We start from the raw sequence: 12643 nt of genomic DNA on the forward strand, positions 1-12643 counted from the left end.
GGGATAACGCCTCTGGCGTGGTGCGAAGCAAAACTTTCGGCCAGTGTATTCATGCAACCAATTGCATTTGAATCGGTTTTAGGGACATTGCCGTGGCGGTGGCGCCGCATCGCGTCCCCCATGCGGAATTTTCAATGAATATCCAGACAAATCCTGCCCATATCGAAAAGTCCAGCGCCGGCTTCCCGGTCATCACCGAAGAGCCGATACGCTCCAATTTCCTGCCCGAAGAGCGGCTGCGCGCGCTGGGCGAAAGCCTCGCCAAGGGCGACATCAAGGACCTGTTCGGCCTGACGCAATTCGATTTCCAGGCCCGCATCCGCGACAGCGCCAAGAAAATCCTCGAAGTCTACCGCTCGACCAATGCCGCCCAGGCCAAGGGCGAAACCATCACGCCTGCCGCGCAATGGCTGCTCGACAACAATTATCTCGTCGAGGAGACCATTTTTCAGGTGAAGCGCGACCTGCCGCGCCGTTTCTACCGGCAGTTGCCGACCCTGGAAGTCGCCAACCGCGCCGCGGTGCCGCGCGCGCTGGCCCTGGCCTGGAGCTATGTCGCCCATTCCGACAGTTCGGTTTCGGCGACCATGTTCAAATCCATCGTCGAGGGTTTTCAGTCGGTCGAGCCGCTCAAGATCGGCGAATTGTGGGCGCTGCCGTCGCTGCTGCGCTTCGTTTTGATCGAGAATCTGCGCCGCATCGCCGTGCGCGTCGACCGCACCAGGCAGATGCGCCATATCGCCAACGAGGTCGCCGACCGCGTGCTGGCGACCGACGACAATGCAGACCGCCGGAAGATACTGTCGGGCTACGGCGCGCATGCGCAGGACACCACCTTCGCCACCCAGTTGCTCTACCGCCTGCGCGATGGCTCGCAGAATGCCGGCAGGGCGCTGGAGTGGCTGGAGGTCGAGCTCGAGAAAACCGGCTCCGACGCCGAGGAAATCATCATTTCCGAGCATCGCACGCTGTCCAGCGGCAATGTCACCACCGGCAACATCATCCGCGGCCTGCGCCTCATCAACGACGTCGACTGGACGGTGTGGTTCGAGGGCGTCAGCCGCATCGACACGCTGTTGCGCGAGCGCACCGATTTCGCCGCGCTCGATTTCTTTTCGCGCGACCAGTACCGCACGTCGATCGAGCAACTGGCGCGCCGCTCCGACCTGTCCGAATTCCGTGTCGCCGAAAAGGCCATCGAACTGGCCAGCCATGTTCCCGGGGTCACCGATGCCTCCGGCGTGCCGGATGCATCAGCCGATCCGGCCATGCATACCGATGTCGGCTTCTTCCTGGTCGGCCCGCGCCGGCCGGATCTGGAAAAGGCCATCGGCTACCGGCCGCCCTTCCATGTGACCTTCAAGCGCGCCTTCACCGCCACGGGCTGGCTCGGCATCGTTGTGCCGGTCTTCCTGCTTACGGTGCTACTGCTGGTTGTCTCCGGCAATGCGCTTGCCCATCTTGGCCTGTCGGTGGAATCCATCACGCTGATGCTGGCGCTGTTTGCGGTGCCTGCCAGCGAAGGCGCGCTCGCCTTCTTCAACACCGTTGTTTCACTGTTCCTGAAGCCGACGCGGCTCGTCGGCTATGATTACAAGCACGGCATTCCAGCGGCATCACGCACCTTGGTCGTGGTGCCGTCGCTGATCGGCTCGCGCGATGATGTCGAGGAAAACATCCGCAACATCGAGGTGCATCACCTCGCCAACACGGCCGAAGAAATCCATTTCGCGCTGCTGTCCGACTGGCCGGATTCCAAGACCGAGATCGACGCCGCCGACATCGAGATCCTGCAATATGCGCGCGACGAGATCGCCAGGCTCAATGCCCGTTATCCCTCGGAAGGCGCGCCGCGTTTCTATATCCTGCATCGCCGCCGGCTCTACAACCAGGCGCAGGGCGCCTGGATGGGCTGGGAGCGCAAGCGCGGCAAGCTGCATGAGCTGAACCTTCTCTTGCGCGGCGACAGCGACACCACCTTCCTGCCGCTCGACGTGCCGCTGCCGGAAAAGGTCGTCTATGTCATGACGCTCGACGCCGACACGCGCACCACGCGCGACGCCGTGTCGTCACTGGTTGGCAAGCTCGCCCATCCGCTCAACCGCCCGCATTTCGACGCGACAAAGCGCGTCGTCACCGCCGGCTACACCATCCTGCAGCCGCGCATCACAGCCTCGCTCACCAGCGGCGACGACGCTTCCTTCTTCCAGCGCGTCTTCTCGTCCAACAGCGGTCTCGATCCTTACGTCTTTGCCGTTTCGGACCTCTACCAGGACGTCTTCAGCGACGGCTCCTTCACCGGCAAGGGCCTTTATCACGTCGACGCTTTCGAGGCGGCGCTGCAGGGCCGCATCGAGGAAAACACCGTCCTCAGCCACGATCTGCTCGAAGGTGCGCTGGCGCGCGCAGCACTTGTCACCGATGTCGAACTGGTCGAGGACTATCCTACCCGCTACTCGGTCGACGCCTCGCGCCACCACCGCTGGGCGCGCGGCGACTGGCAGCTGCTGCGCTTCATCTTCTCGCCGCGTTCCGGCGTGCCGGCGCTGTCGCGCTGGAAGATGGTCGACAATCTGCGCCGCTCGCTGACCCCGATCTTCTGGGTGATGGCGGCGATCGCCGGCTGGACGCTGCTGCCCTTCACGCAGGCCGCGCAGTGGCAGGCGCTGCTGATCCTGTCGCTGTTCATGGCGCCGACCTTCGATGTCGTCAACGCCGTCCTGCCCAAGAGCGGCGACCAGACGCCGCGCGGCCATTTCTCCGCGCTGGCGCACGACACCGTCTTCGGCACGGCCCTTGTGGCGCTGAAAGTGCTGTTGATGGCGCACAATGCCTGGATGATGGGCGACGCCATCGTGCGCACGCTCTACCGCCTGTTCGTCAGCCGCCAGAACCTGCTGGAATGGCGCACCGCGTCGCAGGCGCACAAGGGCGGCGACAACGATATCGGCTCCTATTACAGCATGATGTATGGCGCCGTGATCATCGGCGTCGTCGGTCTCGCTATCCCCGTGCTGGCCGATTCCACCGGTGCCTTCGTCGCCTTCTTCTTCGCTCTGTTCTGGATCGGTTCGCCGGCGGTTGCCTGCTGGATCAGCCGCTCGGCCGAGACCGAGGACCGCCTGCGCATATCGCAGGCCGACATCCACGCGCTGCGCACCGTGGCGCGCCGCACCTGGCATTATTTCGAAACCTTCGTCACGGCCGAGCACCACAATCTGCCGCCCGACAATTTCCAGGAAAGCCCGGCTCCGGTTGTAGCGCCGCGGACGTCGCCGACCAATATCGGCGTCTACCTGCTGTCGGTGGTGTCGGCACGCGATTTCGGCTGGATTGCGCTCTCCGACGCCATCACCCGGATCGACGCCACGATGACGACCATCGAGAGCATGCCGCGCAACCGTGGCCACCTCTTCAACTGGTACGACACGACGACGCTCAAGCCGCTCTATCCGCTTTACATCTCGGCCGTCGACAGCGGCAATCTCGCCGGACATCTGGTCGCGGTGGCGGCTGCCTGCGCCGAATGGGCGGAAGCCCCGTCCGTTCACCTGCAGGGCGATTTCGAAGGCGTCCTCGACACGGTGAGCATCCTTGACGAGAGCCTCGAGGAATTGCCTGACGACCGCCGGCAACTGCGGCCGTTGCGCCAGCGTCTGGCCGACCGCCTCGACGGCATGCGGCGCGCCGTCATGACCATCAAGGCGCAGCCGGAGATGGCCTCAATCCGCACGATCAACCTGGCCGTGCTTGCCGGCGAGATCCGCAAGCTCGCCACCGCCATCCACACCGAGGCCGGATCGCAGCGGAGCGACATTATCGCCGACTGGGCGGCACGGCTGGAAGCGACCTGCGAGGCGCATGTGCATGACTCGCACAGCGACGAAAACGCCGTCGAAGCCTTGCGCGCCAAGCTGCTGGCGCTGCGCGAACGCTGCCGCCGCTATGCCTTCGAGATGGATTTCTCTTTCCTGATGCGTCAGGAGCGCAAACTGCTGTCAATCGGCTACCGGGTCGAGGAGCATCAGCTCGATGAGAGCTGCTACGATCTGCTCGCCTCCGAGGCGCGGCTGACCAGCCTGTTCGCCATCGCCAAGGGTGACCTGCCCACGGAGCATTGGTTCCGGCTTGGAAGGCCGATTGTCGAGATCGGCTTCCAGGGTGCGCTGATGTCCTGGTCGGGCTCGATGTTCGAGTATCTGATGCCGCCTTTGGTAATGAAGGAGCCGCAGGGGTCGATCCTCAACCAGACCAGCAAGCTGATCATCAAGCGCCAGATCCAGTACGCGCGTTCGAAGAACGTGCCCTGGGGCATTTCGGAAGCGGCCTACAATGCCCGCGACCGCGAACTGACCTACCAGTATACCAATTTCGGCGTGCCCGGACTTGGTCTCAAGCGCGGCCTTGGCCAGAACACGGTGATCGCGCCTTACGCCACGATCCTCGCGGCGCAGTTCACACCGCGCGAATCCGTCCAGAATCTGGCCAGGCTGCGCTCCATCGGCGCTCTCGGCCGGCATGGCTTTTATGACGCCGTCGACTTCACGCCGCAGCGCGTGCCGGAAGGCACCGACCATGCCGTTGTCCTGAACTACATGGCGCATCACTCCGGCATGTCGATCGCCGCCGTTGCCGACGCCATCTTCGAGGGCAGGCTGCGCGACCGCTTCCACAGCGATCCGGTGATCGAGTCTGCCGAACTCCTGCTTCAGGAGAGGGCGCCGCGCGACATCCCGACCGCCACGGTCAGGACCGAAGCCGACGAGCGCTCGAAGGACGAGACCGAGGTCGAGAGCCCGGATTCGCGCATCGTCCTCGACCCGCTGAGGGCGTTGCGCGCCACCAGCGTCATGTCCAATGGCCGCTACTCCGTCATGGTCTCGGCCACCGGTTCCGGTTACAGCCGCTGGGGCGAACTCGCCGTCACCCGTTGGCAGCCCGACCCGACCGAAGACCGGCTCGGCTCCTACATCTTCCTGCGCGACGCCGGCAGCGGCGACTGGTGGTCGGCCACCGCAGAGCCGAAGCAGGCGACCGGCGAGAGAGTGCAAACGCTGTTTTCCGACGACAAGGCGAGCTTCGTCAAAACAGTGGGCTCGCTGCGTTCGGAGGTCGAATGCATCGTCATCTCGGAAGGCAATGGCGAGGGACGGCGCGTCACGCTCTACAACGACGGCGCCACTGACCGGCATATCGAGGTGACCTCCTTTGCCGAGCTGGTGCTGGGCAACGAAGCCTCCGACAATGCCCATCCTGCGTTCTCGAAAATGTTTATCGAGACCGAGATCGCTGCCAATAACGGCGCCATCTTTGCCACCAGGCGCAAGCGCGAGAAGAACGAGCCTGACGTCACCATGGTGCATTTCGTCACCGATCCGTCCGGGTCGGCGCGCGATGCCGAGGCCGAAACCGACCGCCGTGCCTTCATCGGCCGTGGCCGTACCATCGCGGAAGCGGCGGCCTTCGATCCCGGCGCCAAGCTTGGCGGTCACCACGGCTTCACCCTCGATCCGGTAGCGGCCCTGCGCCGCCAGGTGCGGGTGCCGGCCAACAAGAAGATATCGCTGACCTTCTGGACCGCCGTCGGCGCCAACCGCGCCGAACTGGACGAGGCCATCGCCAGGCTCGACCATCCCGAAAGTTTTGCTCGCCAGGCGATGCTTGCCTGGACGCGTTCGCAGGTGCAGACCCGCCATCTTGGTCTCAGCCTGACCGACGCCGCCAACGTGCAGAAGCTGGCGCGCTTCCTGATCTATCCCGATCCGTTCCTGCGCCTTCCCGGCGAATCCATCGCTTCGGGGCTGGGCAAGCAGTCCAGCCTGTGGCCGACCAGCATTTCGGGCGATTTCCCGATCTTCCTGGTCCGCATCGGCGACGTGGCCGACCTCGAAATTGTCGCCCAGGCGCTGCGCTTCCAGGAGTATATGCGCGCCCGCGGCATGATGATCGACTTCGTGGTCGTCAACGAGCAGGCATCGTCCTATGTCCAGGACCTGCAGCGCGCGGTCGAGACGCTGTGCGAAAACAGCCGCCTGCGCGGCAAGGAACTCGGGCCGCGCCAGCACATCTTCGCCGTGCGCCGCGACCTGATGGACGAGGCGACGTACAAGACGCTGCTGGCGGTTGCCCGCGTGGTTCTGCACACGCGCAACGGCACCATCTTCGACCAGATCGAACGCGCCGAGGCGGCAGCCTTGCAAGCACGCGATGCCCTGCAGCCGGTGGCCCCCGCGTCGCTGCGCGAGCCGTCTCTGCCGGTGCCGGCGGCGCCTGCATACCATGCCGCGTCCGACAGCAGCGCCGACGGCAGCGGCCTCAGCCAATGGAACGGCTTTGGCGGTTTCGAGGGCGACGGCCGCCACTATGTCACCCGCCTTGCCGGGCGGCGCTCGACGCCGCAGCCCTGGATCAACGTCGTCTCGAACGCCTCGTTCGGATTCCATGTCTCGGCCGAAGGCGCTGCCTTCACCTGGAGCCGCAACAGCCGCGATTACCAGCTGACGCCATGGTCGAACGATCCGGTCACCAACCGGCCGGGCGAGGGCATCTACATCTACGACCAGGCCAGCGGCAAGGCATTCTCGCCGCTGGCTGCCGTGGTCCGCGATCCCTCGATGACCTATGAGACATGGCACGGCCAGGGCTTCTCCACCTTCCGGTCCAAACGCGGCCCGCTGTCGATGGATCTGACGCACGTCGTCGATCCCGTCGATCCAGTGAAGATCACGCGGCTGCGCATCCAGAACTCAGGCCCGGCGCCGGCGCGGCTGCGCGTCTATGCCTATGCCGAATGGGTCCTCGGCAGCCATCGCTCGAGCACGGCTGCGACCATCATCCCGTCCAGGGATCCAGCGACTGGCGCGCTTCTGGCGCAAAACCCCTACGGTCTCGATTTCGGCGACCGGGTGGCCTTCCTGGCCGCCACTGGTCCGGTGCATTCGGTGACAGCCGATCGCGGCGAGTTCATCGGCAGGCATGGCACCAGCGCCTTCCCGCACGCCGTCGTCAGCGGCGCCGGCCTGTCGGGCCGCGTCGAGGCCGGCGACGATCCGTGCGCAGCTGTCGCCAGCGACATCGACATCCCTGCCGGCGGCGACGTCACGCTGGTCTGGCTGCTTGGCGACGCCGCTACATCAGCCGAAGCGAGCGCGTTGGTGCAGACCCATTCGGGCAAGGATTTCGACCAGCGGCTGGCCGATAATGAACGCGTCTGGCGCGGCTTCCTCGACACCATCCAGGTCGAGACGCCCGACAAGGCGCTCGACGCCATGGTCAATCACTGGCTGCCCTATCAGAGCCTGGCCTGCCGCATCCGCGCCCGCTCGGCCTTTTATCAGGCAAGCGGCGCCTTCGGCTTCCGCGACCAGCTACAGGACACGCTGGCCCTGCTTGCGCATGATCCGAAACTGGCGCGCAACCAGATCCTCAATGCGGCGCGCCGGCAGTTCCCCGAAGGCGACGTCCAGCATTGGTGGTTGCCGCGCACCGACGCCGGCGTGCGCACTATGATCTCCGACGATGTGGTCTGGCTGGCGCATGCCACCAATCGCTACATCGAGGTGACCGGCGATACAGGGATCCTGAAGGAGCAGCTGCCTTTCATCGACGGGCAGGTGTTGGGCGAGGGCGAGCACGACGCCTTCTTCACGCCGGAAATCTCCAAGACGAGCGCTTCGCTTTACGACCATTGCGCGCGCGCGCTCGACCTTGCGGTCAAGCGCAGCAGCCCGGCCGGGCTGCCGCTGATCCTCGGCGGCGACTGGAACGACGGCATGAACCGCGTCGGCGAAGCCGGCAAGGGGGAGAGTGTCTGGCTCGGCTGGTTCCTTTTGAAGACGCTGGGCGACTTTACCACCGTGGCCAAGGGGCAGGGCGACACCAAGCGGGCGCAGGCCTGGACAAAACACGCCGATGTGCTGAAGCGGGCGCTGGAAAGCACCGCCTGGGACGGCCAGTGGTATCGCCGCGGCAGCTACGATGACGGCACGCCGCTTGGCTCGCACAATTCGGACGAGTGCAAGATCGACTCCATCGCGCAGTCGTGGAGCGTGCTCTCCGGCGAGGGCGACCCCGCGCGCTCGACCACGGCGATGCAGCAGGCGACGAACCTGCTGGTCGACGACAAGCTCAAGATCGTCAAACTGTTTACCCCGGCCTTCCAGAACACGAGAAAGGACCCTGGTTACATCAAGAGTTATCCGCCGGGCGTGCGCGAGAACGGCGGCCAGTACACCCATGCGGCGACCTGGTTCGTGATCGCGCTCGCCGAAATGGGCCGCACCGACGATGCCTATCGCTGCTTCTCGATGCTGAACCCGGTCAACCATGCGCTCGACGATGCATCGGCCGAGCATTATCGCGTCGAGCCGTACGTCGTTGCCGCCGACATCTATTCCGGTGAGGACAAGGGCGGTCGCGGCGGCTGGACCTGGTATACGGGCTCAGCGGGATGGCTCTACCGTGCTGCGGTCGAAGGCATTCTGGGCATTGAGCGGCGGGGCAAGCAGATCACGTTCCGGCCGAAACTGCCCAGCCATTGGGACGGCTATTCTGCCACGCTGAAGATGCTGGGGTCGGAGATCAAGGTTCGCGTCATCCGCGACAAAAAGGCCAAATCAATCTCGCTCGAAGTCAATGGAACCAAGACAAAATCTTCCGGTTTTCAGCCGAAAGCCGGCGACAAGACCGAGGTGGTCGTCAAGATACCCTCGTAAAATCAAAGGCTTCAGGTTATTGACGCGCGCCTTTCGAGGCGCGCGTTTTCTACTTCGACATGCTCCTGGCGCAGAACGGCGTGCCTTCCCGATAACGGCGGTCCAAGCGTGCAGTGACTAAAAATGTGGCAGGGCCAGCTGTTGCCATGATTTTGCCGCAAGACTGACATTTCACCTTTTATCTCAAACCGTTAGGTGATCACGGCAGATTTCGCAACGTCGTCATCTTTTGTTCGCAGAATGGGAACGGAAGAGGTAGACGGGCATTGTTTTGCGACCCGTTAACCGGTACGTGTCAAGAAATGGTGCGGTGCACAATAATGTTTTGGGCGGAGTAGCTGAAGTGTCACTTCTGCAAATCTACTGGAGAGCGCTGGGTTATCTCGCAGCCGACAGGAAGCGCGTTGCGTTTATCTGCGGTGCGAATGTCGCGCTCGCCATTATCGCCATCCTCGAGCCGATCATGTTCGGCCGGGTAATCGACGCCATCTCCGATAAGGGTTCGGTGTTTTCGACGCTGGCGCTGTGGGCCGGTCTCGGCGCCTTTAACATCGTCGCCTTCGTGCTGGTGGCGCGCGGCGCCGACCGTTTTGCCCACAAGCGGCGCAGCGAGGTGCTGTGCCAGTCGTTCGAGCGCGTGATCACCATGCCGCTCGCCTGGCACCACCAGCGCGGCACCTCCAACGCGCTGCACACGCTGCTGCGCGCCGTCGAGACGCTGTTCAGCCTGTGGCTTGAATTCATGCGCCAGCATCTGTCGACGGCTGTTGCGCTGGCTCTGCTGATTCCGACCGCTATAAGCATGGATCTTCGCATGTCGCTGGTGCTGATGGCGCTGGGCGTTCTCTATGTCGGCATCGGCCGGCTTGTGATGAAGCGCACCAAGGCGGGCCAGGCCGCGGTCGAGCGCCACTACCATCAGGTGTTCGCGCATGTGACCGACTCGGTCAGCAATGTCGCCGTGCTGCAGAGCTACAACCGTCTCGGCCACGAGGCCGATACGCTGCGCCGCTATGTCAAGAACCTGCTCGACGCGCAGAACCCGGTGCTCGACTGGTGGGCGATGGCCAATGCGCTGCACCGCCTGTCGTCGACCATTTCGATGATGGTTGTGCTTTTGATCGGCGCCTATCTGGTCACCCATGGCCAGCTCAAGATCGGCGACGTCATCGCCTTCACCGGCTTTGCCACGCTGCTGATTGCCCGCCTCGACCAGATGTCGGCTTTCGCCAACCAGATTTCCGAAGCCCGCGCCAAGCTCGAGGACTTCTATCACCTCGAGGATTCGGCCGCCGACTCCGCCGAGCCGGACGGCTTGCGCGACCTCACCAACGTCACCGGCCATGTCCGCTTCGAGAATGTCGGCTTCGAGTTTGCCAATTCGCGGCAGGGCGTCGACGACGTCTCCTTCGAGGTCCAGGCCGGGCAGACGGTTGCCATCGTCGGCCCGACCGGCGCCGGCAAGACGACGCTGATCAACCTCTTGCAGCGCGTCTTCTCGCCGTCTCATGGCCGTATCCTGATCGACGGCATCGACACCCGCACGGTGACCCGCAAGTCGCTGCGTCATTCGATCGCCACCGTCTTCCAGGATGCCGGCCTGCTCAACCGCTCGATCGAGGACAACATCCGCGTCGGTCGTGCCGAGGCGACTTATGACGAGGTTCACGCCGCCGCCAATGCGGCTGCCGCGCAGGATTTCATCCTTGCCAAGAGCGCCGGCTATGACACCGTCGTCGGCGAGCGCGGCGGCCAGCTTTCAGGCGGCGAGCGTCAGCGCATCGCCATTGCCCGCGCCGTGCTCAAGGACGCACCGATCCTGGTGCTCGACGAGGCAACGAGCGCGCTCGATGTCGAGACCGAGGACCGCGTCAAGGAAGCCATCGACGAACTGAGGCGCAACCGCACCACCTTCATCATCGCCCACCGCCTGACCACCGTCCGCGACGCCGACCTGGTCGTGTTCATGGACAAGGGCAAGGTGGTCGAGATGGGCGGCTTCGCCGAACTGTCGCTGCGCAATGGCCGTTTCGCCAGCCTGCTGCGCGCCGGCGGCCTGCTCAACGACGAGGAAGTCCGCCGTCTCAGCCGCACGGTGAATATCGAAGCTGCGTAAGCTTTTTTACCTCCCCCTTGTGGGGAGGTCGGACCGAAGGTCCGGGTGGGGTAGTGCCCGCCACCCCCACCCCGCTGCTTTGCAGCGACCCTCCCCACGAGGGGGAGGGTAAATAAGACTGCGACACTCCCTCGATTGCCCCGAACGCGCCGCCGGTCTATCTAGACCTTATGAGCGATACCTCCTCACGCCTCGCCGGCTGGACCGACCTCGCCAACCCCACGCGCTTTGTCGGGCTGGCCGATAGGCTGGTGCCGTGGCTGGCGTCGATCGCCGCGATCCTGCTCGCCATCGGTCTCTATATGAGCTTTGCCGCGCCTGAGGATTTCCAGCAGGGCATCACGGTGCGCATCATGTATATCCACGTGCCTTTCGCCTGGCTCGCCATGATGTGCTACACGGTGATGGCCGTCGCCGCGCTCGGCACGCTGGTCTGGCGCCATCCCTTGGCCGATGTCGCGCTGAAGTCGGCAGCCCCGATCGGCGCCACCTTCACCGCACTTGCGCTGGTCACCGGCTCGATCTGGGGCAAGCCGATGTGGGGCACCTGGTGGGTCTGGGACGCCCGCCTGACCTCGGTCTTCATCCTGTTCCTGATGTATCTCGGCATCATCGCGCTGACGCGTGCGCTGGATGACGCCAGCCGCGCCGCCTGGGCCGCCGCCATCATCACGCTCGTCGGCTTCATCAACATCCCGATCATCAAATTCTCGGTCGACTGGTGGAACACGCTGCACCAGCCGGCGTCGGTGTTCCGGCTCGGCGGACCGACGATCGATCCCAGCCTGCTATGGCCGCTGCTGGTGATGGCGCTCGGCTTCACCGTGCTGTTCTTCGCGCTGCATTTGACGGCGATGCGCACCGAAATCCGCCGCCGGCGGGTGATCGCCATGCGCAGGGTGGCAGCACGGCAGGCCGACTAGCGCGATTTTCAAAACCGAAGCCATACGCCTGCCGCCAAACATTAGCATGTGCTGCTATGTTGCGGTGCAGCAACAAGAATTCTCAAAAGATTGTTCCCGACTTCGCTTGGCTCCTTGATCTCGTTTGCTTTCTTGACAGCTCGGCCGCGAAGCAAGAGTGATACCAGTCACTAGTTGTAGCGAGGGAATCGGCGATGAAACTGCGCTTGTTGGCTGGCGTCTCGACATTTGCATTGGCGCTTGGCTGGAGTTCGGCGTACGCCGCCGACGCGATCGTCGACGTTCCGAGGGCAGAGGATCTCTGGTACGTCACGCTCTTCGGCGGCGCCAGTTTCCCGAACCATGTGAAAACGGACTACAATGGTACTGGGTATTCAGTCGATCTTGATACCGGGTTCGTAATCGGCGGCGCTGTCGGTCGGCGCATCAACGATGTGTTTCGTGTCGAAGGCGAACTGTCCTACGCGCGCTACAAGGCAAGCGAATACAGCTACACGGGCGTCGGCAACTATCCGGCTTCCGGCAATCTGTCGGCCACCTATCTTCTCGCCAACGTCTGGGCCGATGTTGCGCATTTTGGTGATGCCAAACTCTATGTCGGCGGCGGTCTCGGCGCGGCCTATGTTACCGCCGATACTCACTTTGATGGCCACGCCTTTGGATACGGGCCTGGCGGCTGGGGTTTCGCCGGCCAGGTGGGCGCCGGTGTTACCTACGCGGTAACGCAGAATGTCGACCTCGATTTCGGTTACCGCTTTAAGGCCGTGACAAGCGTGGATCTAGACGACAATGATGGCGGCGGCACATACGAGAACGCCAAATTGTACTCCCACAATCTCCAGCTTGGCGTTACCCTGAAGTTCTGATTGGTTCGTCGCAGGCCGCGACCG

General features: G+C 63.8%; 4 protein-coding genes. All 4 read left to right on the forward strand.

Annotated elements, in window-relative coordinates:
- The first annotated feature begins 134 nt into the window (after positions 1 to 134).
- The 4 genes from NKJ78_RS01090 to NKJ78_RS01105 all read left to right on the forward strand — a co-directional run bounded on the left by NKJ78_RS01090 (position 135) and on the right by NKJ78_RS01105 (position 12619).
- Positions 135 to 8714, forward strand: a complete 8580-nt coding sequence (locus tag NKJ78_RS01090; RefSeq protein WP_352460087.1) for a glycoside hydrolase family 94 protein — start codon at positions 135 to 137, stop codon at positions 8712 to 8714.
- Between the two features lie 343 nt (positions 8715 to 9057).
- Entirely contained in the window at positions 9058 to 10830 is a 1773-nt protein-coding gene (locus NKJ78_RS01095) for a glucan ABC transporter ATP-binding protein/ permease (protein WP_023672897.1), read from the forward strand.
- Between the two features lie 170 nt (positions 10831 to 11000).
- Positions 11001 to 11753 (forward strand): heme ABC transporter permease, encoded by a 753-nt coding sequence (locus NKJ78_RS01100; protein ID WP_023682911.1) that lies wholly within the window; start codon positions 11001 to 11003, stop codon positions 11751 to 11753.
- Between the two features lie 194 nt (positions 11754 to 11947).
- Positions 11948 to 12619, forward strand: a complete 672-nt coding sequence (locus tag NKJ78_RS01105; RefSeq protein WP_023739271.1) for an outer membrane protein — start codon at positions 11948 to 11950, stop codon at positions 12617 to 12619.
- Positions 12620 to 12643: the final 24 nt, after the last annotated feature.

This window comes from Mesorhizobium sp. M0037, from assembly GCF_040323635.1.
Lineage (GTDB): Bacteria > Pseudomonadota > Alphaproteobacteria > Rhizobiales > Rhizobiaceae > Mesorhizobium.